Origin of the sequence: Sphaerisporangium sp. NPDC005288 (genome assembly GCF_040607475.1) — a bacterium.
GTDB lineage: Bacteria > Actinomycetota > Actinomycetes > Streptosporangiales > Streptosporangiaceae > Sphaerisporangium > Sphaerisporangium rhizosphaerae.
In genome coordinates, this window is the sequence record NZ_JBEXGT010000017.1 from 59,346 (window position 1) to 82,719 (window position 23,374).

Annotated in this window: 21 protein-coding genes; 8 read left to right on the plus strand and 13 right to left on the minus strand. The window is 72.1% G+C overall.

Annotation, left to right across the window (positions count from 1 at the left end):
• Nucleotides 1-107: 107 nt before the first annotated feature.
• Entirely contained in the window at nucleotides 108-704 is a 597-nt protein-coding gene (locus ABZU32_RS17840; RefSeq protein WP_354923438.1) for a GtrA family protein, read from the plus strand.
• Here the strand turns inward: ABZU32_RS17840 and ABZU32_RS17845 are convergent.
• The 9 genes from ABZU32_RS17845 to ABZU32_RS17885 form a co-directional block, all read right to left on the minus strand.
• Nucleotides 688-1,959, minus strand: coding sequence for an ATP-binding protein (locus tag ABZU32_RS17845; RefSeq protein ID WP_354837195.1), 1,272 nt, complete (start codon nucleotides 1,957-1,959; stop codon nucleotides 688-690). The two genes, ABZU32_RS17840 and ABZU32_RS17845, sit on opposite strands and share 17 nt — an antisense overlap.
• Before the next feature lie 11 nt (nucleotides 1,960-1,970).
• Nucleotides 1,971-2,639 (minus strand): response regulator transcription factor, encoded by a 669-nt coding sequence (locus ABZU32_RS17850; protein ID WP_030451323.1) that lies wholly within the window; start codon nucleotides 2,637-2,639, stop codon nucleotides 1,971-1,973.
• Nucleotides 2,640-2,919: 280 nt separating this feature from the next.
• The gene (gene bfr, locus ABZU32_RS17855) at nucleotides 2,920-3,408 is read right to left on the minus strand and encodes a bacterioferritin (protein WP_354923441.1); all 489 of its coding nucleotides are present in this window, start codon (nucleotides 3,406-3,408) and stop codon (nucleotides 2,920-2,922) included.
• Nucleotides 3,409-3,432: 24 nt separating this feature from the next.
• The gene (locus tag ABZU32_RS17860) at nucleotides 3,433-3,648 is read right to left on the minus strand and encodes a (2Fe-2S)-binding protein (RefSeq protein WP_354923444.1); all 216 of its coding nucleotides are present in this window, start codon (nucleotides 3,646-3,648) and stop codon (nucleotides 3,433-3,435) included.
• Between the two features lie 112 nt (nucleotides 3,649-3,760).
• Nucleotides 3,761-4,384 carry an MBL fold metallo-hydrolase gene (locus tag ABZU32_RS17865; protein ID WP_354837203.1) on the minus strand — a complete coding sequence of 208 codons (624 nt, stop codon included), beginning with the start codon at nucleotides 4,382-4,384 and terminating at the stop codon, nucleotides 3,761-3,763.
• Nucleotides 4,385-4,424: 40 nt separating this feature from the next.
• Nucleotides 4,425-5,510, minus strand: a complete 1,086-nt coding sequence (locus ABZU32_RS17870) for an S-(hydroxymethyl)mycothiol dehydrogenase (RefSeq protein ID WP_354923447.1) — start codon at nucleotides 5,508-5,510, stop codon at nucleotides 4,425-4,427.
• Nucleotides 5,511-5,596: 86 nt separating this feature from the next.
• Entirely contained in the window at nucleotides 5,597-6,604 is a 1,008-nt protein-coding gene (locus ABZU32_RS17875) for an adenylate/guanylate cyclase domain-containing protein (RefSeq protein WP_354923449.1), read from the minus strand.
• A gap of 33 nt (nucleotides 6,605-6,637) precedes the next feature.
• On the minus strand, nucleotides 6,638-7,150 hold the full coding sequence (locus ABZU32_RS17880; RefSeq protein WP_354923452.1) for a PH domain-containing protein: 513 nt from the start codon (nucleotides 7,148-7,150) through the stop codon (nucleotides 6,638-6,640).
• Between the two features lie 77 nt (nucleotides 7,151-7,227).
• On the minus strand, nucleotides 7,228-8,760 hold the full coding sequence (locus ABZU32_RS17885; RefSeq protein WP_354923454.1) for a serine hydrolase domain-containing protein: 1,533 nt from the start codon (nucleotides 8,758-8,760) through the stop codon (nucleotides 7,228-7,230).
• Nucleotides 8,761-8,869: 109 nt separating this feature from the next.
• Here ABZU32_RS17885 and ABZU32_RS17890 point away from each other — a divergent pair, with 109 nt between their 5' ends.
• A complete protein-coding gene (locus tag ABZU32_RS17890) occupies nucleotides 8,870-10,018 on the plus strand; it encodes a histidine kinase (RefSeq protein WP_354923457.1) in 1,149 nt (382 codons plus the stop codon).
• The gene (locus ABZU32_RS17895; RefSeq protein ID WP_354923459.1) at nucleotides 10,009-10,665 is read left to right on the plus strand and encodes a response regulator transcription factor; all 657 of its coding nucleotides are present in this window, start codon (nucleotides 10,009-10,011) and stop codon (nucleotides 10,663-10,665) included. Before ABZU32_RS17890 ends, ABZU32_RS17895 begins: the two co-directional genes overlap by 10 nt.
• 99 nt (nucleotides 10,666-10,764) lie before the next feature.
• On the opposite strand, the gene ABZU32_RS17900 is transcribed toward ABZU32_RS17895, so the two are convergent.
• Nucleotides 10,765-11,589, minus strand: coding sequence for a biotin--[acetyl-CoA-carboxylase] ligase (locus ABZU32_RS17900; RefSeq protein ID WP_354923462.1), 825 nt, complete (start codon nucleotides 11,587-11,589; stop codon nucleotides 10,765-10,767).
• Between the two features lie 213 nt (nucleotides 11,590-11,802).
• On the opposite strand from ABZU32_RS17900, the gene ABZU32_RS17905 reads away from it, so the two are divergent.
• Both ABZU32_RS17905 and fdhD read left to right on the plus strand, forming a co-directional pair.
• Nucleotides 11,803-14,019 (plus strand): FdhF/YdeP family oxidoreductase, encoded by a 2,217-nt coding sequence (locus tag ABZU32_RS17905; RefSeq protein ID WP_354837219.1) that lies wholly within the window; start codon nucleotides 11,803-11,805, stop codon nucleotides 14,017-14,019.
• Nucleotides 14,016-14,942 carry a formate dehydrogenase accessory sulfurtransferase FdhD gene (gene fdhD / locus ABZU32_RS17910; protein WP_354923465.1) on the plus strand — a complete coding sequence of 309 codons (927 nt, stop codon included), beginning with the start codon at nucleotides 14,016-14,018 and terminating at the stop codon, nucleotides 14,940-14,942. Before ABZU32_RS17905 ends, fdhD begins: the two co-directional genes overlap by 4 nt.
• Before the next feature lie 122 nt (nucleotides 14,943-15,064).
• Here fdhD and ABZU32_RS17915 read toward each other — a convergent pair whose 3' ends face one another.
• The 3 genes from ABZU32_RS17915 to ABZU32_RS17925 form a co-directional block, all read right to left on the minus strand.
• Nucleotides 15,065-17,758 (minus strand): phosphoenolpyruvate carboxylase, encoded by a 2,694-nt coding sequence (locus tag ABZU32_RS17915; RefSeq protein WP_354923468.1) that lies wholly within the window; start codon nucleotides 17,756-17,758, stop codon nucleotides 15,065-15,067.
• Nucleotides 17,759-17,882: 124 nt separating this feature from the next.
• Complete coding sequence (locus tag ABZU32_RS17920; protein WP_354923471.1) at nucleotides 17,883-19,439, minus strand: hypothetical protein; 1,557 nt, start codon at nucleotides 19,437-19,439, stop codon at nucleotides 17,883-17,885.
• The gene (locus tag ABZU32_RS17925) at nucleotides 19,415-20,257 is read right to left on the minus strand and encodes an ABC transporter ATP-binding protein (RefSeq protein WP_354837227.1); all 843 of its coding nucleotides are present in this window, start codon (nucleotides 20,255-20,257) and stop codon (nucleotides 19,415-19,417) included. The genes ABZU32_RS17920 and ABZU32_RS17925 overlap by 25 nt, the downstream gene beginning before the upstream one ends.
• 174 nt (nucleotides 20,258-20,431) lie before the next feature.
• Between ABZU32_RS17925 and ABZU32_RS17930 the strand changes: the two genes are divergently transcribed.
• From ABZU32_RS17930 to ABZU32_RS17940, 3 genes are all read left to right on the plus strand, one after another.
• Nucleotides 20,432-22,030, plus strand: coding sequence for an acyl-CoA carboxylase subunit beta (locus tag ABZU32_RS17930; protein ID WP_354837229.1), 1,599 nt, complete (start codon nucleotides 20,432-20,434; stop codon nucleotides 22,028-22,030).
• Nucleotides 22,031-22,039: 9 nt separating this feature from the next.
• Nucleotides 22,040-22,243: an acyl-CoA carboxylase subunit epsilon gene (locus ABZU32_RS17935; RefSeq protein WP_354837231.1), complete on the plus strand. Its 204-nt coding sequence runs from the start codon at nucleotides 22,040-22,042 to the stop codon at nucleotides 22,241-22,243.
• Nucleotides 22,244-22,346: 103 nt separating this feature from the next.
• On the plus strand, nucleotides 22,347-23,288 hold the full coding sequence (locus ABZU32_RS17940) for an NYN domain-containing protein (protein WP_354837233.1): 942 nt from the start codon (nucleotides 22,347-22,349) through the stop codon (nucleotides 23,286-23,288).
• Nucleotides 23,289-23,374 lie beyond the last annotated feature (86 nt).

Sequence of the window (23,374 nt, forward strand, 5' to 3'; positions counted from 1 at the left end):
CCGATATTTCAGTAAATAGCGGAAAGGACGCGCTTGGAGGACAAGACCCAGAGCGGCCGGCACACCGGTAACCTGAGGAGGCTCCCGGACACCTAGGAAGGACCGTTGTGCAGTTCATCCGTCGCCTGTATGACCAGTTCTCCTCGCTCCTCCGAGAGCTCGCCAAGTTCGGCATCGTCGGCGCGGTCGCCTTCATCGTCGACTGGGGTTCCACCAACCTGCTGAGGTACGTGGTCGAGCTCGGCCCGCTGACCTCCAAGACCTTCGCCACGGTGCTCGCCGCCACGCTGGCCTACCTGGCCAACCGCTACTGGACCTGGCGGCACCGCGAGAAGAGCGGCCTGGCCAGGGAGTACTTCCTGTTCTTCGTGCTCAACGGCATCGGCCTGCTCATCTCGCTGCTCATCATCGGCTTCGTCGAGTACACGCTGAAGATGACCGACCCGCTGAGCTACAACGTCTCCCTCGTCATCGGAACCGCGCTCGGCACGCTGTTCCGGTACTGGTCGTACAAGAAGTGGGTGTTCCTGCCGCCGGAGCTTCCCCCGGTCGACCCGCACACCGGGCTGCCCGAGGCCGGCCCGGCCGACGAGCAGCCCCCTCAGCGCGGCGCCCACCCGCTCCCGGGTCCGCAGCTCCCGCCGGTCACCGGCGCCGAGACCAGCGCCAACGGCAACAGTCCAGGCATCACGCCGGTCCGCTGACCACGCGGTGGCGGGCGGTCTCGCCGGCCGGCCGCAGGAACAGCGCGAACACCGCCGGGCGCATGCGCACCAGCTCCAGGCGGCCGCCGTCGGAGGCGGTGAGGGCGCGGGCCAGCGTCAGACCGAGCCCGGTGCCACCGCCGCCGCTGACGTTGCGGTCGAACACGCGGGCGCGCAGGTGCTCGGGAATGCCCGGTCCCTGGTCGGCGACCTCGATCACGATGGACTTGTCCGAGCTGCCCGTCGTGATCGTCACCGCGCCGTCGCCGTGCTCCAGCGAGTTCTCCAGCAGCGTCGAGACCACCTGACTCAGCCCCCCCTTGCTGACCAGGGCGCGCAGGTCGCGGTCGCCGGCCAGGCGGAGCGTCCTTCTGGCCCGGCGGAAGGCCGGCTCCCATTCGGTGAGCTGCTGGCGCAGCACCTCGTCCACCGGGATCGCCTCGGCCTGGGCGTGCCGCTGGCGCCGGGCGGCGGCGAGCAGTTCGTCGATGACCGCGGTGAGCCGCTCGGCCTGGACGATCGCCGCCTCGCCCTCCTCACGGACGATGGCGGGCTGGTCGGCGGCGTCCACGATCTCCTCCAGCCGCATGGTCAGCCCGGTGAGCGGCGTGCGGAGCTGGTGGGAGGCGTCGGTGGCGAACTCCCGCTCGCGGCTCAGCAGGTCGGCGATGCGGGTCGCGCTGCGGTCGAGCACCTCGGCCACCCGGTCGAGTTCAGGTATGCCGTAGCGGTGCCTGCTCGGCCGGGCCTCGCCTGAGCCCAGCCGCTCCGCGATCCTCGCCAGGTCCAGGAGCGGCAGGGTGAGCCGGCGTGACTGCACGACGGCGAGCGACACGGCGACCGCCAGCGCCAGCCCGGCGAGGGCCACGATGAGCATGAGCCATCCCCGGACATTGCGCTCGACCTGGGCGCGGTCGCGCGTTATCCGGACATAGACCCCGCTCTCCGAGTGGGTCTCCTCGGTCATCTGGCGGCCGGGCGGGGGCTCGGCCCCGACGATGACGGTCGGGCTGTTGCGGATGAAGATCTGGACGTACCTGCTGGGATACTGCCGCTGCAACTCGTCGGGATCGATCGGCCGATCTTCGATGCGGGCGTATTCCACCTGGCTGAGCAGCAACGTGGCCTGCGCCCGGAGCTGCTGGACCGCCTCGTCGTTGATGAGACGGGTGACCACCAGACCGAGCGGGACCCCCAGGAGCAGGACCGCTATGGCCGCGACCACCAGGGTCGAGGACAGTAACCTCCGGCGCATCTAGCTATGGGCTATTCGCGTTCGAATCGGAAGCCGACCCCACGGACCGTGGTGATGTAGCGCGGCTTGGCGGCGTCGTCCCCCAGCTTGCGCCGCAGCCACGAGATGTGCATGTCGAGAGTCTTCGTGGAACCCCACCAGTTGGTGTCCCAGACCTCCCGCATGATCTGCTCGCGCGTGACGACCTTGCCGGCGTCACGGACGAGCACGCGGAGCAGGTCGAACTCCTTGGTGGTGAGATGCAGCTCCTTGTCTCCCATCCAGGCGCGGCGCGAGTCGGCGTCGATGCGCACGCCCTGGACCACGGGGGTCTCGGACGTGCCGCGCCGCAGGAGCGCCCGCACCCGGGCGAGCAGTTCCGCAAGCCTGAACGGCTTGGTCACATAGTCATCGGCACCGGCGTCGAGCCCGACCACGGTGTCGACCTCGTCGACGCGGGCGGTCAGGATGAGCACGGGCGTGCCGTGCCCTTCGGCGCGGATGCGGCGGGCGACCTCCAGGCCGTCCATTTCCGGTAGGCCCAAATCGAGCACGATGAGGTCGACGCCCCCGGACAGAGCCCTTTCCAGGGCCTGCGGGCCATCGGGGCTCACCTCAACCTGATAGCCCTCTCGGCGCAGCGCGCGCGCCAGGGGCTCGGAGATCGAGGTGTCATCCTCGGCGAGAAGTACGCAGGTCATAAAGCGATCGTAGGACCTTAGGCGATCGTTTCCCGGGTACAGCGCGCGGTTTGACTCGTCGTTGACCCACCAATTGACCTGGGCAAAGACTCAGAAACTCGGACGACCCCGCCCGCATTGCCTTCTACCCCGATGGCCCCAGGAGTACGCTCGCGAACCGGCACGAGAAAGCGGAGCGGCGCGTCGCGGCGACCCTCCGCGACCGGGTCCGGGGACACGCCGAAACGCCCCCCGGTCGCCGGCGGGCCGGCGGTCGGGGGCGCGACACGCGGTCGTGCGATCAGGAGGCGGAGCCGCCGGGAAGGTCCACGTAGCGCTGGAGGTACAGCCCCTCACCCAGGGTCTCCAGCAGCTGCAGCTCGGTCTCGAGGTAGTCGATGTGGTGTTCCTCGTCCTTCAGGATGTCCTCGAAGAGGCGCGCGGAGGTGTGGTCACCGCGCTCGCGCATGAGCTGGATGCCCGGGCGCAGGCGCCGCACGACGTCCAGTTCGAGCTCCAGGTCGGCCGTGTGCTGCTCCAGGATGGTCTGCCCGATGTGCAGCGTGCCGAGCTTCTGGTAGTTGGGAAGGCCCTCGAGGAACAGGATGCGGTCGGTGAGCACCTCGGCGTGCCGCATCTCGTCGATCGACTCGGCTCTGGTGATGGCGGCGAGCTTGGTGTAGCCCCAGTGCTCCTGCAGCTTGGCATGCAGGAAGTACTGGTTGATGGCGGTCAGCTCGGACGTCAACTGCTCATTCAACAGAGCGATGATGTCTTTGTCCCCCTGCACGGGCAGCATCCCTTTCTATGCGTTCTATGCGGTCGCGACCAGATCCTCCGCTCTTTTCAGCATCGCACAGATCTTCCGCACGCACGTCGCGCAGTCCCCTCCGGCGCCCGTGAGATCGCGGATCTGCCGTGCGCTCCTGGCGCCCGAGGCGATGCAGTCGTGCACCTCGTTCTCGGTCACGGCTCGGCAGATGCACACATACATGGGGGTATGCCCTTCACGTCTACGTAGGTAAAGCATACCTAAGGTAACTCACACGGGTAAGGGTTGCCTATGTGAGCTGTGCAACACCGACCGAGCCTTCACCCCGCCATGCCACGCCCCGGCGCGTACCCGCGTCCGGCCCGCCCGCTCAGTGCCCCCGGTCGATCCACTCCTGAAGATCGGGCGCCTCGGCGCCGATGCTGGTGGAGTCGCCGTGCCCGGTGTGCACGACCGTCTCCGGCGGCAGCGTCAGCAGCCGGTCGCGGATGGAGTCGATGATCGTGCCGAAGGACGAGTACGAACGCCCGGTCGCCCCCGGCCCGCCGGAGAACAGCGTGTCCCCGGTGAACACGGCGCCGAGCTGCGGCGTGTACAGGCACACCGCCCCCGGGGCGTGGCCGGGGGTGTGCAGGACGTGCAGCGCCGCTCCGGCGACCTCGATCACGTCGCCGTCCTTGAGCGGCTCGTACTCGCGCTCGGCGTCGTAGACCATCTCCCACAGCACGGCGTCGGCCGGGTGCAGCAAGATCGGCGCCCCGGTCGCGTCGGCCAGCGCGCCGGCCGCGTTGATGTGGTCGTTGTGCGCGTGCGTGCAGACGATGGCCTTCAGCCGCCGGTCGCCGACCGCCTGGCGGATGGCCTCGGCGTCGTGCGCGGCGTCGATCACCACGACCTCGTGGTCGTCGCCGACCAGCCACACGTTGTTGTCGACGTCCCAGCTTCCGCCGTCCAGCGTGAACGTCCCCGAGGTGACGATCTTCCCGATGGTCATCGCGGGCCCTCCTCTCGTGTCACGGCCCGCCGCGCGCGGGTCACAGGACCACCACCGAGCGCAGGACCTCGCCGCGCTGCATCTTGGCGAAGGCCTCCTCGACCTGGTCCAGTTCGATGGTCTCGGACACGAACCCGTCGAGGTTGAGCCGCCCCTGCAGGTAGAGGTCGATCAGCATGGGGAAGTCGCGGCTCGGCAGGCAGTCGCCGTACCAGGAGGACTTCAGCGCCCCGCCCCGGCCGAAGACGTCCAGCAGCGGCAGGTCGAGCGTCATGTCGGGGGTCGGCACGCCGACCAGCACGACGGTGCCCGCCAGGTCGCGCGCGTAGAAGGCCTGCTTGTAGGTCTCGGGACGGCCCACCGCCTCGATGACCACGTCGGCCCCGTGCCCGCCGGTCAGCTCGCGGATCGCCTCCACCGGGTCGGCGGTCGAGGAGTTCACGACGTGCGTCGCGCCGAACCCGCCCGCCAGTTCGAGCTTGCGGTCGTCCACGTCCACCGCGATGATCCTCGCGGCGCCGGCGAGCGACGAGCCGAGGATGGCCGCGTTGCCCACGCCGCCGCAGCCGATGACGGCCACCGAGTCGCCGCGCGAGACGCCGCCGGTGTTGATCGCCGCGCCGAGGCCGGCCATCACCCCGCAGCCGAGCAGGCCCGCCACCGCCGGGCGCGCGTCGGGGTCCACCTTGGTGCACTGGCCGGCGGCGACCAGGGTCTTGGCGGCGAACGCGCCGATGCCCAGGGCCGGGCTGAGCGGCGTGCCGTCGGCCAGCGTCATCCTCTGCGCGGCGTTGTGGGTGGCGAAGCAGTACCAGGGGCGGCCCCGCAGGCAGGCGCGGCAGTTGCCGCAGACCGCGCGCCAGTTGAGGATCACGTAGTCGCCGGGGGCGACGCCGGTCACGTTCGGGCCCACGGCCTCGACCACTCCGGCGGCCTCGTGCCCGAGCAGGAAGGGGAACTCGTCGTTGATGCCGCCCTCGCGGTAGTGCAGGTCGGTGTGGCACACCCCGCACGCCTGCACGTTGACGACCGCCTCGCCCGGCCCGGGGTCGGGGACGATGACGGTCTGCAGCGTCACGGCCTCGCCCTTGCCACCCGCGATCACGCCCTGGACTTCGTACGGCATGGTGCGTCTCTCCCTCTGTTGGCCTGCACAACGTATAGCGGCACGCATGTGCGTTGACAACGTCGACGGGCCCCGGGGCCGCCCGGTCAGGCCGGGCCCTCCGGGGGCCGGCGCAGCACGTAGGGCTGGATCACCCCGAGACCCCGGGCGGGCCTGCGGCGGATGCGGTGGAGCAGCAGGCCGGGGCTGCCCTCGACCGCCTCGGCGAGGCCCGCGTCGACCAGCACCGTGCAGGGCCGGGCGATCGCGGTGAGCCGCGCCGCGAGGTTCACCGTGGTGCCGAAGACGTCGCCCATGGCCGGTAGGACGGGGCCGTACGACAGCCCGATGCGGACGTCCCTGCCCTCCTCGCGGAGCACGTCCACCAGGTCCAGGGCGACGCGCGCCGCCGTCTCGGCCGTCGGCGCGGTGAACAGCACCTCGTCCCCGAGGGTCTTGACCAGCCGGGCGCCGTGGCCGGCGACCACGTCGGAGGTCTTGGCCTCGAAGTTCTCCACCAGCTCGGCCAGGCCCTGCTCGTCCAGCTCGCGCGACACCTGCGTGAACGACACCAGGTCGGCGAACCCGACGGCCATGCTCGGGCGGCCCGGCCCCGTCTCGGCGCCGACGTCGGCCATGGCGAGCAGGCGGGTGCCGGCGGCGGCGAGCTGCGCCCGCCACACGTGCACGAGCAGCGCCTCGAAGTCGGGCAGCAGCCGCCGCGTGGCCTCCACCGCGCCCGCGAGCTCCTGGTCGCCGGGCGGCTCCGCCGGGTCGAACAGCGCGCCGATCATGATCTCGGACTGCCACTGCGCGAGCCGGGCCGTGGTCTGGCCGAGCGCGCGGGCCATCCGCACGACGGTCTCCTCGTCGATCGTCTCGCCGCCGAGCATCCCGGCCACGCGGCGCAGCGCCTCCACGTCGGCGTCGGTGAAGGCGGGGGTGTCGTCGGCGGGCGTGGCGAACCCGAGGGCCCGCCAGATGCGCCGGGCCAGCTCCGGGGGGACGCCGGCCAGGCTCGCCACCTCGCCGCGGGTGTGGCGGGGCGCCGAGCCCACGAACAGCCGTTCGATCTCCTCGGCGGTGGGACGGCGCACGGTGTCGGTCTCAGCCACCTTCAGGAGGTTACGCCACCTTCGGGGCATGTCTCACCGGCCGTCGATGTCCCCGTCGGAGGCGTCCTCCACCAGCCGGAACAGCTCCGACCGGACGGCCTGGATCTTGGGGATGTCCCTGAGGTTGATCTCCCCCTTGTCGGAGGCCGACTCCACCACCAGCGTGCCGCAGCCGAGCATCCGCTCGATGAAGGTCTGGTCGGAGCTCACGCTGTTGACCTTGGTCAGCGGGATGTCGTCGTCGGACTTGCTGAGGATGCCGGTGCTGATGTTGAACCGGTGGGTGGTCAGCGTGTACGAGGTCGTCTTCCACCGCAGGTAGGGGATGAACGACCAGAGGGTGAGCGCGACCACCGAGACGACGGCGACCGCGATCCACGCGTACCTGGCGTACTCGTAATCGGTAGGAATCAGGAGAAAAGCCGCGCTGGACGCGGCGATGACGAGCAGCAGCGCCATGAACGGCAGGACAAGGCGCTTCCAGTGCGGGTGGAACGAGTGGACGACCCGCTCCCCCGTCGTCAGATGATGTTCAGGGAGACCCATAGGGCAAATCGTGACACGCCCAGCGGCCCGGCACCTGCGAACGCCGCCCTCGGCGCGGCGGGTCCCATGCCGGGCTTTTACCGCCGCCGTGCGCCCATGGCGCCGAGGAGCCGCGCGACCACCACCGCCGTGCAGGCCACCGCGGCCACGACCAGCCAGAGCATGAACGTCGGGTAGAGGTACCACAGCTGGATCCACGCGATGTCGCGCCCCCGGGAGAGCACGCGGAACACCGGGACCATCCCCGCGCACAGCGCGAGCGGCGCCAGATAGGGCACCAGGCGCGACCGCTGCCATCCGGTACGCCGCGCGGCCCAGCGCCGGGACCTGGTCACACCGCGAGCGGCCAGACCGGCGGTGGCCAGGGTCAGCGACAGCAGAACGACGTCGATGAGGAGGTAGGGCAGCGCGGAGGGCACCTCGGGCTCGGCGTCCTCGATCAGGGCGACCAGACCGTCCGTGATCGCGTGGGCGTCGCCGAAGGCCGTCCCGGTGTTGGCCATGACCGCGACGCCGTACCCGGACCCCGGCATGCGCAGCTGGTCCGCCGTCGAGGTGAACAGGTCGCCGCCGTGCCCGATGAAGGGGGTGCCACGCCCGGTCGTGCCGAGCTCCCAGCCCAGGGCGTACCGGGCATGCCGCTCCGATGCCGCGCGCAGCTCCCGGGCACTCCGCTCGGACAGCACGCCGCGGTTCTGCGCGATCAGCCATCGGGCCATGTCGGCGGCCGTGGACAGGACGCCGCCCGAGCCGGCGCCGAACCCGGCCGGCTCGGGCACCGCGAAGGGATGGCCCACGACGTACAGGTGGCCGCGCGCGCTGCCGGGCAGGTCGCGCTCGGTGTCGACGGTACTGCTGTGGCGCATGCCGAGCGGCGTGAACACGTGCGCGCGGAGGTAGTGCGCGAACGGCTCGCCGCTGACCACCTCGACCAGCCGCGCGGCGACCTGGAAGTTGGTGTTGTGGTAGCTGAACGCCGTCCCCGGCGCGGCGGCGAGCCGGGCCGTCCTGAGCCGCGCCACGGCGCCTTGGAGCGTCGCGGGCAGCGGGAGGCTCCGCTCGTGGAAGGCGGAGTCGGCCATGCCCGAGGTGTGGTCGAGCAGTTGCCGGACGGTGATCCGCGCCGCCCGGGGGTCCGCCATGGTGAACTCGGGCAGGTGGTCGCGCACCGGCCCGTCCAGGTCCACCTCGCCCATCTCCACCAGTTGCATGACGGCGAGCGAGGTGAACGACTTGCTGACCGAGGCGACGGCCATCGGCGTGTCCGCCGTGACGCGCTCGCCGGTCGCGGTCCGGCCGTCCCCGGCGACGTACACGACCTGGCCCCCCTTGACGACCGCGACCGCGACACCCGGTAATCCCGTCGCCTCCCGGTACCGATTGACGAACGCGTCGACGGCGGCGGGCGTGACGCCGGGCGGGGCGCCCGCCGTGGCGGCGCCCCCCGAGGACGGGACGGCGGCGAGCAGAACGCCCGCCAAGGCCGGGACGGGGGCGAGCGGAACGCGCGCGGATGACGGGAGGGACGCCGGAAACCCGGCGGACGCCGGCAGCGGGAGGGACATGGGCAGCAGGGCGACGCAGAGCGCCGCGAAGGCGTTTCGGACCACCCGACGACGCTAGGGAGCCGCCCCCGCCTCCGACATCACGGAAACCCGTGGCGTCTTTTACGGGAAACCACCATGCCCCTGGCGCCCGCGAGGTGCCTAGACTGCCGCCGTGTCCGGCAACCGCATTGCGCGCACCACCGTCGGCGTGCTCGCGGGCGTGGTCCTCGGCTGGGTGGAGCTGGTGTTCCTCTGCGCGGCCTGGCCGGCCCGCCTGGTCCCCGCCGCGCGTCCGGTCACGGACCGCGGCCTGGCATGGCTGGTGGCCCTGGAGCGCGCCCGGCTGACGGCCTGGCTCGACCACCCCGTCCCGCCGACCGGCGGCGGCTACGGCTTCGTCGCGGCCCGCGCCGCGCTGGGCGTCCTCGGCGGGTACGGCTGCGCCGCCGGGCTGTTCCTGGGCGGGCTGCTGCTGACCGGCGGGCTGTGGGAGCTGGCCTCCGGCGGGGCCGAGGACGTTCCGCTGCGCATGCCGGGGGTGCGGGTGACCACCAACAGCGGGGTGCTCGGACTGACCTGCGCGGGGGGCGTGCTGACCCTGGTCGCCCTCGGCGTCCTCGCCGTGGGGGCGGGCGAGCGGCGGCTGGCCGACCGCTTCCTCGGGCCCGGCGGCGCGGAGTCGATGCGCAGGCGCATCGCCGAGCTGACCCATACCCGCTCGGGCATCGTCCGGGCGGTGGACGACGAGCGCCGCCGCATCGAGCGCGACCTGCACGACGGGGTACAGCAGCGGGTGGTCGCCCTGGCGATGCTGCTCGGCCGGGCCCGGCACGCCACCGACCCGGCCCGCGCCGACGACCTGGTCACCCAGGCGTACGGGGAGTCGCGCCGGCTGCTGGACGAACTGCGCGAGGTGGCGTGGCGGATCTACCCCGCCGCGCTGGACGAGCTCGGCCTGCGGACCGCGCTGGCGAACCTCGCCGATCGCTCGGGCATCCCGGTCACCCTGCGCTACGAGCTGTCGGAGCGGCCGGCGTCGGAGGTCGAGACCGCCCTGTACTTCGTGGCCCGCGAGGCGATCACCAACGCGGTCAAGCACGCGGGGGCGCGGGACATCCTGGTCGAGCTGACCGAAGACCAGCGGGCGGTGACCGTGACGATCTCGGACGACGGCGCGGGCGGCGCCGATCCCGCCGGCGGCGGGCTGGCGGGGCTGGCCAGGCGCGTCCTGGCGCTGGACGGCGCGATGAGCGTGCACAGCCCCGAGGGCGGGCCGACCCGGGTCAGCGCGACCATGCCGAAGGGCGTGCCGTGCGGCTGATCCTCGCCGACGACTCGGTGCTGCTCCGCGAGGGCCTCGCCCGCCTGCTGGAGGACGCCGGGCACGAGGTCGTCGCCGCCGTCGGGGACGCCCCGGCGCTGCTCGACGCCGTCGAGCGGCACCGCCCGGACGTCGCGGTGGTCGACGTGCGCATGCCGCCGACGCACACCGGGGAAGGGCTACGGGCGGCGCTGGAGATCCGGCGGCGCCGGCCCGAGGTGGGGGTGCTCGTCCTGTCCCAGTACGTGGAGCGGACCTACGCCACCCGGCTCCTCGCGGGCGACACAGCAGGGCTGGGCTACCTGCTCAAGGACCGCGTGTCGGAGGTGGCCGCCTTCCTGGACGGGCTGGAGCGGGTGCGGGCGGGCGGCACGGTGCTCGACCCGGAGGTGGTCCGCCGTCTGCTCGCCCACACCGCCCGCGCCGACACCCTGAGCAGGCTGAGCCCGCGGGAGACGGAGGTACTGCGGCACCTGGCGCAGGGCCACGTCAACACGGCGATCGCCGGACGCCTGCACGTGTCGCTCAGCACCGTCGAGAAGCACATCAACGCGATCATGGACAAGCTCGGGCTCCCCCGCGACCCGGAGTACAACCGCAGGGTGCTGGCCATCCTGCGCTACCTCGGCGACGACCCCGGCGGCTGACCGCCCACGCCGGCGCACCCCGCACGCGCCCGGCGGACGGCACGCGCGCCGGGCCGGGCCGGGTGGCGAGAGGACGGTCGCGACGCGCCGCGGCAGGCGTCAGCCCTTGGCGGGGCGGACGTGGACCACGTCGCCGACGCTGAGGGCGTGGTCGGCGCCGTCCGCGCGCACGAGCAGGTGCCCTGAGGCGTCCACGCCGGTGGCCAGGCCCTCCAGCACGCTCCCGCCGGGCAGTTCGACCCGTACCTGCCGCCCGATCGTGGCGCTCGTCGCGGCGTACGCGGCCCGCAGCCCGCTGGCGTCGGCGTCGCCGCCGGCCGCGATCCAGTCGCGGTAGTGCGTCTCGATCTCGCGCAGCACCGCCCTGATCAGCGGGTCACGGTCGGCGCACTCGGCGTTCTCGATGGTCAGCGAGGTGGCGGTGGGGACGGGCAGTTCCTCGGGCCGCAGCGAGACGTTGAGGCCCATGCCGACGACGACGGCGTCCTCCACCCGCTCGGCCAGGATGCCCGCGAGCTTGCGCTCGCCGACGAGCAGGTCGTTCGGCCACTTCAAGCGGACGTCCACGCCGGCGAGGCGGCGCACGGCCGAGGCGGCGGCCAGCCCCACCAGCAGCGTCACCCACCCTTGCCTGGCCGGGGACACCGCGGGCCGGAGCAGCACCGAGAAGGTCAGGCCCGCGCGCGGCGGCGCCGTCCACACCCGGCCGAGGCGCCCGCGCCCGGCCTCCTGCAGTTCGGCGATCAGCACGGCGCCCTCACCGGCCCCGCGGCCCGCCTCCTGGGCCAGGTCGGCGTTGGTGGAGCCGGTGCGGTCGACGACGGCGAGCCGCGACCACAGGCTTCCGGGGCGGACGACCGCCTTGGTCAGCGCGGCCTGCGACAGCGGCGGCCGCTCGAGATCGGTGTACGGCGAGTCAAGCACCCCTCCATCCTCCTCCCTTCCTCCGCGTCGCGCCTCCCCGCCCACGGGACGACGGGCCGACAGTGGGTAGTGCGGTCATCACCGGGAGGCGGCGGAACGGGCCGCCTGCCGCCCGTGAACCGGGCCCGGTTCGTCAGATCCGGCAAATGGGTGATGCTATGAACTAGCCGCGCGAACGGCCGGCAGCAGGGACGAGAAACGGGTGAACGTCCGGTGAGCAAGCGTCTGGACCCTCGAAACTGGGCGAGCTGGAAGCCCTTCGGCATCGGCGAGCGCAAACCCAACAACTATCTGGAGCTGTGGAAGGCCTTCCGGTCGGTCAAGGGCAACCGGCGCTACGCCTGGCGCATCCTCACCCAGGGCACCTGCGACGGGTGCGCCCTGGGCACCCGGGGCATGCGCGACTGGACGATGGACGAGATCCACCTGTGCAACATCCGGCTGCGCCTGCTCCAGCTGAACACCATGCCGCCGCTGGACACCGCCCGGCTGGCCGAGGTCTCGGGGCTCTCCTCGATGCGCAGCGCGGAGCTGCGCGACCTCGGCCGCCTGCCCCACCCGATGCTGCGCCGCCGGGGCGAGCCCGGCTTCACCCGGGTGAGCTGGGATGAGGCGCTGGATCTGGCGGCCTCGCACCTGCACCCCGGTGCGCGGCTCGGGGCGTACCTGACCAGCCGGGGCGTGCCGAACGAGAACTACTTCGCCGCCCAGAAGGCCGTGCGGGCGCTCGGCACCAACTCCATCGACAACGCGGCGCGCATCTGCCACTCGCCCTCGACGGTGGCACTCAAGCAGACCATCGGCGCCGCCGCGACCACCTGCTCCTACACCGACTGGATCGGCTCGGACCTGATCGTCTTCATCGGGTCCAACCCCTCCAACAACCAGCCGGTCGCCATGAAGTACCTGTACCACGCGAAGAAGGCCGGCACCCGCGTCGCGATGGTCAACTCCTACCGCGAGCCCGGCATGGAGCGCTACTGGGTGCCCTCCAACGCCGAGTCGGCGATGTTCGGCACCAAGATCACCGACGACTTCTTCGGAGTGAACGTCGGCGGCGACATCGGCTTCCTCAACGGCGTGCTCAAGCACCTGGTGGAGAACGACTGGCTGGACAAGGCGTTCATCGACGCGCACACCGCCGGCTTCGACGACGCCCTGCGGGCCGTCGCCGGGCAGTCGTGGGAGTCGCTGGAGGCGCTCAGCGGCGCGACGCGCGAGCAGATGTACGAGCTGGCCAAACTGCTCGGCGAGGCGAGGTCGGCGGTGCTGGTGTGGTCGATGGGCATCACCCAGCACTCCTACGGCGAGGAGAACGTCCGCTCCATCGTCAACCTGGCGCTGGCCAGGGGCTTCGTGGGGCGGGACCACTGCGGGCTGATGCCGATCCGCGGGCACAGCGGCGTCCAGGGCGGCGCCGAGATGGGCGCCTACGCCACCGGCCTGCCCGGCGGCCTGCCGATCACCCCGGAGAACGCCGGCCTGTTCGCCGGGAAGTGGGGCTTCGATGTGCCCGCCACACCGGGGCTCACCGCGACCGACATGATCGACGCGGCGCACGCGCGCGAGCTGGACGTCCTGGTCTCCTCCGGCGGCAACTTCCTGGAGGTGCTGCCCGACCCGGCCTACTGCCGCGAGGCGCTGGGCCGCCTGCCGCTGCGCGTCCACATCGACATCGTGCTGTCCAGTCAGATGCTGGCCGAATCCGAGGGCGACGTGCTGCTGCTGCCGGCGCAGACGCGGTACGAGATGGCGGGCGGGGTCACCGAGACCTCGACCGAGCGCCGTGTCATCTTCTCCCCCGAGGTCCGGGGGCCGCGGGTCGGCGAGGCGTGGCCCGAGTGGAAGATCTTCACCGAGCTGGCCGCCCGCGCCCGTCCCGAGCTCGCCGGCCTGGTCCGCTACCCGGGCGGCACGCCGCAGATCCGCCGGGAGATCGAGGACGCCGTGCCGTTCTACGCCGGCATCGCGAAGCTGGCCGCGTTCGGGGACAACGTGCAGTACGGCGGGCGGCACCTGTGCCCCGACGGCCGGTTCCCCACCGCCGACGGTCTCGGCCGTTTCTCCGCCGTCGCCCTGCCCGAGCTGGAACGCCCCGACGGGTCGTTCATGGTGGCAACGCGGCGCGGCAAGCAGTTCAACAGCATGGTCCACGAGCGCCGCGACGGCTTCAACGGCGCCACCCGCGAGGCCGTCCTGATCAGCCCGTACGACGCCGACCGGCTCGGCCTGCCCGACGGCGCCGAGGTCGAGCTGCGCGGCGCCGCCGGGCGGTTCACCGGCCGGGTGCTGCGCGCGCCGCTGACGCCGGGCAATCTGCAGATCCACTGGCCGGAGGGCAACGTCCTGCTGGACGCCGCCCGCCGCTCCCCCGACGCCCGCATCCCCGACTACAACGCCGTGGTCACGCTCACGAAGACCGCGCCATGACCACCGGCGAGCTGCCGGAGCGGCGGGTGGCCGGCGCCCTCGGCCACCCGCGCCCCGGGCCGACCAGCAGGGTACGGGTGCGCGAGGTCTCCGGCACGGCCGTGCGCGACCGCCGCGACGACCTGGCGACCGAGGAGCCGCTGGAGATCCGCATCGCCGCGGGCGGCGACACCCGCACCCTGGCGATCACCATGCGGACGCCGGGGGCGGACTTCGAGCTGGCGGCCGGGTTCCTGTCCGGCGAGGGCATCGCGGGGCCGGACGACATCGCCTCGATCGCCTACTGCACCGACGAGGACCTGCCGCCGGAGGCGCGCTACAACACCGTCACCGTGCACCTGCGCGGCCGCGTCCTGCCCGAACACCCCTCCATGCAACGGCACTTCCTGACCTCCAGCGCCTGCGGCGTCTGCGGCACCGCCAGCCTCGACGCCCTCCACACCCGCCACGCCGCCCTCGGCCGGCCCGCCGTCGACCACACCTGCGACCGTGGGCACGCGCTGCCGCCCGTACCCGCACAGGTCCTGTACGAGCTGCCCAACCGCCTGCGGCAGGCCCAGGGGATCTTCGGAAAGACCGGCGGCCTGCACGCCGCGGGCCTGTTCACGGCCGACGGGTCGCTGCTCGCCGTGCGCGAGGACGTCGGCCGGCACAACGCCGTGGACAAGCTGGTGGGCTGGGCGCTGCTGTCCGGCCGCCTGCCGCTCGCGGGCAACCTCCTGCTCGTCAGCGGCAGGACCAGCTACGAGATCATGCAGAAGGCCCTGGCCGCCGGCCTGCCCATGGTGTGCGGCGTCTCGGCCCCGTCCTCCCTGGCCGTCGACCTGGCCAGAGACTTCGGCATGACCCTCATCGGCTTCCTCAGAAACGAACGCTTCAACATCTACGCCGGCCCCGACCGCGTCGTCACCCATCCTGAGTGACACAACAGCCACCACACCTCCCGGCGATGCCGTGGCCACACCATTCCAGCCAGGCGGCCGACAGACACGCAAGATCGTGCGTACCCGGGCCCGGCTGGATCGCCGACACCTCGGCGAAGGTGTCAGCCGGTGTTCTGGAGGCCGGCGGCTACGCCGTTGACGCTGAGGAGCAGGAGGGTCTCCAGGCGTTCGCGCTCGGCCTCTGAGAGGGGCTCCTCGGCGCGGAGGGCGGCGAGGGCGCGCAGTTGCAGGTGGGACAGCGCGTCGACGTAGGGGTCGCGGAGCTGGACGGCGCGCGACAGCACGCGCCTGCTCTCCAGCAGCCGCGCGTGGCCGGTGACGGCGAGCACGAGCGTGCGGGTGAGGTCGTACTCGGCGAGCACCTGCTCGGCGAAGTCCGGACGGCCGCCGAGGGCCAGGTAGCGGGCGGCGATCTCGCGGTCGGTCTTGGCCAGGGACATCTCGGCGTTGTCCATGAGCGAGGCGAACAGCGGCCACTCGCGGTAGGCCTGGCGCAGCTCCTCGAGCCCCGGCCCCGGGTCGGCGGGGGTGGCCGGGTCGGGGCGGGTGGCGGCGAGCAGGCCGCTGCCCAGGCCGTACCAGCCGGGCAGGTTGACGCGGGTCTGCGCCCAGGCGAACACCCACGGGATCGCGCGCAGGTCGTCCAGCGACCGGGGGGCGCCGAGGCCGCGCCGCGCCGGACGGGAGCCGAGGCGCAGCGAACCGAGCTCCTCCAGCGGGCTGACCAGCCCGAACCACTCGGGGAACCCGGGCGCCTCGGTCAGCGAGCGGTAGGCGTGCTCGGAGGCGGAGGCGACCCGCTCGGCCAGCACGCGGTAGCGGGCGGCGGCGTCGGCCGTGCGGGACTCCACCGAAGGAGTGGAGGCGAGCAGGACGGCGTTGGTCACCTGCTCGATGTGCCGGAGGGCGATGGCCGGGTGGCCGTACCGGGCGAAGATCACCTCTCCCTGCTCGGTGACCTTGAACCGGCCGGAGACCGAGCCGGGCGCCTGGCCCAGGACGGCGCGGTTGGCCGGGCCGCCGCCGCGGCCGAGGGCGCCGCCGCGGCCGTGGAACAGCGTCAGCCGCACGTCGTTGGCCTGGGCCCAGGCGGCCAGCTCGGCCTGCGCGTCGTACAGCTTGAGCGTCGCGGCGGCCGGGCCGAGCTCCTTGGCGGAGTCGGAGTAGCCCAGCATGACCTCAAGTCGGCGCCCGTTGGCCTCCACGCGCTTGCGCACGGCGGGCAGGCGCAGCATGCCGGCGAGCACGTCGGCCGAGTTGGCGAGGTCCTCCCCGGACTCGAACAGCGGCACGACGTCGAGCACGGGCGCACGGCCGCCGAGCGCGTGCTCGGCCAGCTCGTAGACGGCGGCGATGTCGTCCGCCGACCGGGTGAACGACACGACGTACCGGGAGCAGGCCGTGACCCCGAAGCGCTCCTGGATCCAGGCGATCATGCGGATGGTGGCCAGGACCTCCTCGGTGCGCTCGGAGAGGGCGCCCTCGGCGATCTCGCGCAGCGCCGCGGCGTGCACCTGGGAGTGCTGGCGGACCTCCAGCTCGGCCAGGTGGAACCCGAAGGTCTCGACCTGCCAGATGAGGTGCTGGACCTCCCCGTACGCCTGGCGCGCCGCCCCGGCCGCCACCAGGGAGGACTGGCACAGGCGCAGGTCGGTGAGCAGGTCGTCGGGCGAGCGGTAGGCGAGGTCGAGGTCGCGGCGGCGGGTGGCGGCGATCTTGGCGGCCACGAACAGCAGCCACTGGCGGTGCGGCTCACGGGGCGAGCGCTTGGCCAGCTCGGAGACCAGCTCGGGGTGGTCGTCGGCCGCCGTGGTCAGCGCCTCTACCAGCTCCTTGCTGGGCGGGCTGTCGCCGTTCCAGACGGTGAGGCTGCGGCCGATGCGGGTGGTGGCGTTCTCCAGGGCGGTGAGCACGTGCTCGGCCTGGATGAGCACGGCCTCCCTGGTCACCCGCGCGGTCACGTTGGGGTTGCCGTCACGGTCGCCGCCGATCCAGCTGCCGTAGCGGATGTAGGCCCGGGCGAGCGGGGCCCGCCTGCCGGTGCCCTCGGCGAGCGCGGCGTCCAGCGAGCGGTAGATGCGCGGCACGGTGCGGAACAGCGTCTCGTCGAAGGCCGCCATCGCCGTGCGGACCTCGTCCAGCGGGTCGAGCTTGGTGTGCCGGAGCTGGGCGGTGCGCCACAGCAGGTCGATCTCCTCCAGCAGGTGGCGGTGGGCCTCCTGCCGTTCGTGCGCCCCGCGGTCGGGGGCGTTGTACTCGGCGAGCTGGACGCTGACACGCTGGATCGCGGTGGCCACGGCGCGGCGGCGCGCCTCGGTGGGGTGCGCGGTGAGCACGGGACGGAACTCCAGCTCGGCGATCAGCCGGGCGAGCTCGTCGTCTCCGAGGTCGTGCTTCAGCTCGCCGACCGCCGCCGCGAGCGACTCGGGCAGCGGCGCCTCGCCGGTGTCGCGCGAGCGCAGGATGCGGATGCGGTAGTGCTCCTCGGCGAGGTTGACCAGGTGGAAGTAGCAGGTGAAGGCGCGGGCGATCTGCACGCTGCGGTCGACCGGCCATTCGGCGACCATGGCGGCCACCTCGTCGACCGACAGCTCGCGCCTGCGGGCGGCGATCACCGCCTTGCGCAGCCGTTCGACGTCGGCCAGGAGGTCGGGCCCGCCGTCCTCGGCGATGACACGGCCCAGCAGCTCCCCCAGCATGCGCACGTCGGCGCGCAGTTCGTCGGGCATCTCGGAGACGGCACTGTGCCGTTCGGCAAGAGAACGTTCTGCCTGCTGTGATGCGTTGGCGGCCATACCACGAAGGGTATCCAGTGTCTCCGACACGCTGGATACCAGTCTCATCCATTGGACTAGACCACTTGCCACGAGCCGGTGAACCGCACGGGACCCGCAGGTGAACCCGCACGCCGGGCCGGGGTCAGGACGGCCGGGAGACGGCGGCGAGCAGGTCAGGAAGGCGGGCGTAGCCGATGGTCGCGGCGAGCCTGCGGCCCCCGACGCCCACCGCCACCCCGTAGGGGACGACCAGCAGCGACGCCCAGGTCAGCCCGAACAGCACCGGCAGCACCACCGGGGCCGACAACAGGCTCGTGCCGAGCATGGCGCCGAACGACCCGGCGAAGGCCACCCCGCCCTGGCCGGGGGCGGCGCTGGTGAAGGCGTTGATCCGCTCGGGGTAGGTGTAGGGCAGCACCACGCTGATCACCGCGCCCACGCCGAGCGCGATCTGCAGCAGCCCGATCGAGGCGAGCAGCGCCGGGACGGCCCAGACCGCGTGCCCGGCGACCAGCCCACCGGCGACGGACAGCAGCGCCAGCAGCGGGGCGGCGACCAGCGAGACGGCCAGATGCCGGCCGGCGAGGTCGGTGCGCAGGTCGCGCTGGGAGGAGTACACGATCGCGTTCATCCACAGGGCCCGCCCGTCGATGCCGAAGGCGTTGGCGCCCTGCAGCCCGATCATGAGCGCTCCGGCGCACGCCGCGGAGACGGCCAGCGTCGCGCCGGCCAGGCCGTTGGGGCCGCTGCTCAAGGAGAACATCAGCACTCCGGAGATGCCCACGGCGGCGATCCAGCCCATGCGTCCTCGCGGCTCGCGGCGCAGGTACTTCAGCTCCTTGGACACGACGGCGCCGAGCGGGCCGGCGGGGAGCAGCCCGTCGAAACGGCTGCGGCGCACCGAGCCCACCTCGGTGGAGGCGTCGGAGCGCACCATCGTCCGGCGCAGCACGACGACCCACACGTCGGCGAGGATCAGCACCACCACGCCCACGGCCGCCACCTCGGCCAGCCCGACGAACGAGCCGTCCGCGATCGCGTGCGCGGCCATGCCCGGCGGCCCCCACCGCACCGCCTCGGCGAGGCTTCTCAGCAGTTCGCGCGGCGCGCCGCCGATGCCCCGGTTGAGCAGGAGGTTGGGCACCTGGGTGAGCAGGATGACGAACACGACGCCGATGGCCAGCAGGTCGCGTCCGCGCCGGGTGCGCAGCACCCGCGACAGCGCCGTGGTGACCACGCGCGAGGCCACCAGGCAGAACGCGAGCTGGAAGAGCGCCGCCACCAGGCCGATCAGCGCTCCGGAGACATCGCGCGACAGGCCGACGACCGCACCTAGGAGCGTGAACAGCGAGGCCAGCGGCCAGGGCCCGGTGACCGAGGCGGCGAACATGCCGACGGCCATCTGACCGGCGGTCAGCGGGAACAGCGACAGCCGCGCCGGGTCGAGGGTCTCGTCCACCCCGAAGACCAGCAGCGGGCCGGCCACCCAGATCAGCGCGAGCAGGGTGAACAGCACCATGCCGGCGTCCGCCGCGACGTCGGCGGGCGCGAGCCGGAGCAGGCTGGTCAGCACCAGGCCGCCGCAGGCCGCCGCGGCCGCCCCGATGAGCGTGAAGACGAAGCCGATCTGGCGCATGGCGTCGCCGCGCAGGTTGCCGGCGATCAGCCGCAGCTTCAGCCGGACGAAGAGCCACGCCATGGGGCCCCCTCTCCGGAACCGAGCCACGACAGGCCCTCCTCGCCGTTGTCCCTGGCGCCGACCAGGTGGAGCAGGGCCTCGTTGAGGGTCTGGCCGCCGCGGACGTCGGCGAGCGGGCCCTGGGCGACGATGCGGCCGAGGTTCATCACCGACACCCAGTCGCACAGCCGCTCGACCAGCTCCATCACGTGGCTGGAGAACACGACGGTGGACCCGGAGGCGGTGTAGCGCCGCAGGACCTCGACCAGCGTGTTCGCGCTGATCGGGTCGACCCCCTCGAACGGCTCGTCCAGGAACAGCACCCGGGGATTGTGCAGCAGCGCGGCGGCCAGGCCGATCTTCTTGCGCATGCCGGTGGAGTAGTCGACCACCAGTTTGTCGGCCGAGCCGACGAGGTCCATGACCGTGAGCAGCTCCTCGGCGCGCCGGGCGACCTCGTCCTTGGCGATGCCCCTGAGCTGCCCGTTGTACATGAGCAGCTCGCGACCCGACAGCCGCTCGAACAGGCGCAGCCCCTCGGGGAGCACGCCGATGCGGGCCTTGACCGCGACCGGGTCGCGCCAGACGTCCACCCCGCCGACCTCGGCCGAGCCGGCGTCGGGCACGAGCAGGCCGGTGATCATGCTGAGCGTCGTGGTCTTGCCCGCGCCGTTCGGGCCCACCAGCCCGGCGAAGCTGCCGCGCGGCACCACCAGATCGACCCCCGCCACCGCCACCTGGTGCCCGAACCGCTTGAACAGCCCTCGTGTGCGGACCGCCTCGGCGCGTCCGGCCTGGCCCGCGTCGGGCGCGTCGTCCCCGGCGGCGAAGTGGGTCATGCCGTCACTCTAACCGCGAGCGCCGCCGCGACCGGCCGAACCGATGCCGTGACCGGTCGAACGACGCCCTGACCGGTCGAACGACGCCCTGACCGGTCGAACGACGCCCTGACCGGTCGAACGACGCCGCGACCGGTCGAACGACGCCGCGACGGGGAGGACTACCCTACGGGCATGAGCGCTGACCCGGTTCCGCACGTCGATGGAGTTGACCCGCACACCACCGCGGGAAAGATCGCCGACCTGGAGCGGCGCCTGCACGAGGCCGCCAACGCCGGGTCCGCCCGGGCCGTGGAGAGGCAGCACGCCAAGGGCAAGATGACGGCGCGCGAGCGGCTGGTCGCCTTCCTCGACGAGGGCTCGTTCGTGGAGTTCGACGAGCTGGCCCGCCATCGGGCCACGGCCTTCGACATGGCGGGCGAGCGCCCGTACGGCGACGGGGTGGTGACCGGGTACGGCACCGTCGCGGGCCGTCCCGTGGCGGTGTTCGCCCAGGACTTCACGGTGTTCGGCGGGTCGCTCGGGGAGGTCTTCGGCGAGAAGATCGTCAAGGTCATGGACCACGCGCTGAAGACCGGCTGCCCGATCGTCGGCATCAACGACTCCGGCGGCGCCCGCATCCAGGAGGGCGTGGTGTCGCTCGGCCTGTACGCCGAGATCTTCAAGCGCAACGTGCACGCCTCTGGGGTGATCCCGCAGATCTCGCTCATCATGGGGCCCTGCGCGGGCGGCGCGGTGTACTCCCCGGCGCTGACCGACTTCGTGCTCATGGTGCGGGAGAAGTCCCACATGTTCATCACCGGGCCGGACGTCATCAAGACGGTCACCGGCGAGGAGGTCACCTTCGAGGAGCTCGGCGGGGCGCGCACCCACAACTCCAGGTCGGGTGTCGCCCACTACGAGGCGGCCGACGAGAACGACTGCCTGGAGTTCGCCCGGGCGCTCCTGTCGTATCTGCCGTCCAACAACATGGACGAGGCCCCGGTGTTCGACTCCCCCGCCGACCTGACGGTCACCGACGCCGACCGCGAGCTCGACACGCTGATCCCCGACTCGGCGAACCAGCCGTACGACATGCACCAGGTGATCGAGCATGTGCTGGACGAGGGTGAGTTCCTGGAGATCCACGCCGCGTTCGCGCCGAACATCGTGGTCGGGTTCGGGCGGGTCGAAGGGCAGCCGGTGGGGGTGGTGGCCAACCAGCCGATGAACTTCGCCGGCACGCTGGACATCGCCGCCTCGGAAAAGGCCGCACGCTTCGTCCGTACTTGCGATGCTTTTAATATCCCTGTGCTGACTTTTGTCGATGTACCGGGCTTCCTTCCGGGTACGGACCAGGAATGGAACGGGATCATCCGACGGGGCGCCAAGCTGCTGTACGCCTACGCCGAGGCGACCGTGCCGCTCGTGACGGTGATCACCCGCAAGGCGTACGGCGGCGCGTACGACGTCATGGGCTCCAAGCACCTCGGGGCCGACATCAACCTGGCCTGGCCCACGGCGCAGATCGCGGTCATGGGCGCCCAGGGAGCGGTGAACATCCTCTACCGGCGCGAGCTGGCCACGGCCGAGGACCCCGAGACCGAGCGCACGCGTCTGATCACCCAGTACGAGGACACGCTCGCCAACCCCTACCTCGCGGCCGAGCGCGGGTACGTCGACGCGGTGATCCGGCCGTCGGACACCCGGGTGCGCGTCGTCAGGGCGCTGCGCGCGCTGCGCAACAAGCGCCAGGCGCTGCCGCCGAAGAAGCACGGCAACATCCCCCTGTAGGAGGCGGCCATGGATCAGCCCTATCTGAGGATCGTTCACGGCGGCGCCACTCCGGAGGAGGTGGCCGCGCTGGTCATCGCCGTCGCCACAAGAACCGCGAAACCGGCCCAACCCGTCCGAAGCCGCGAACTATGGCGTAACCCAGCACATCAGATGAGAAGAGTCTTCCCCACCGGGCCAGGAGCGTGGCGGGCGAGCTCACGGCCTCATTAGATCTTTGGAAGTGGGTGTCAAGCGCGCTGAGAGTTGGGACTATCTAGAAATGGGGGAATATAGTCAGCCGATCATCGCCTAGGACCGAGGCCTGGAGGAGAGCATGGCAATCCCGGACCTCACACCGCATCCCGTGGCGGCGAAATACGCCGTCCTCGTGGACGTCGGCTATCTCTACGCTGCGGCGGGCGAGGTCATCCTGGGGGCCAAGGAGCGCAAGGAATACCGCGTCGCCGCGGACGAGCTCATCCAGGCCCTCAAGAAGCACGCGATGGAGCGCATCCCCGGCGAGCTGCTGCGGGTCTACTGGTACGACGCCGCCCGCGACCGGGTGCCCACCGTCGACCAGCGCGTGATCGCCCAGCTGCCCTGGGTCAAGGTGCGCCTCGGGAACCTCAACGCCCGCGGCCAGCAGAAGGGCGTCGACGCCCAGATCCGCAGCGACCTCGAAGCCCTCGCCCGCCACCACGCCGTCAGCGACACCGTGCTCATCGCCGGGGACGAGGACATGGTGCCCGCCGTCGAGGCCGCCCAGACGTTCGGCGTGCGCATCCACCTGTGGGGGGTGGAGCCGCCCTACGGCACCAACCAGGCCGAGCGCCTGGTCTGGGAGTCCGACACCGTGGAGGAGCTCACCGCCGACTTCCTGCGCCCGTACTTCAGCCGCTCCGCCCAGGTCGTGCCGGCCGCGCCGTCACCGCCCTCGCCCGCCCAGGTGTTCGCCGGGCGCACCGCCATGGCCAAGCCCGTCGTCAAACAGCCCGGTCAGGTCACCAAGCTCGGCCCCAGCCGGCCGAGGGTCGAGGAGGTCGGCGAGCACGTCGCGCAGAAGTGGATCCTCACCCGGGGCCGTGACAACATCCGCGACCTGCTCCCTGGACCGCTCCTGCCGACCGTCATCGACACCGAGCTGCTCATCGAGGCCGAAAAGGAGCTGGGCCACTCACTGCGCCCCTACCCCGAGGCCCGCGTCTGGCTCCGCGACGGCTTCTGGGCCCGCGTCTACCGAGAATTCGACCTCGGCGTCGGCATCTCCACCAAATAACCCCCCATCCCCCGAGCGCCGCCGAGGATCGGTGTACCGCATGCCCACGCCTCATCCTCACCGTCGGACGGCCGATCGACCGGCGC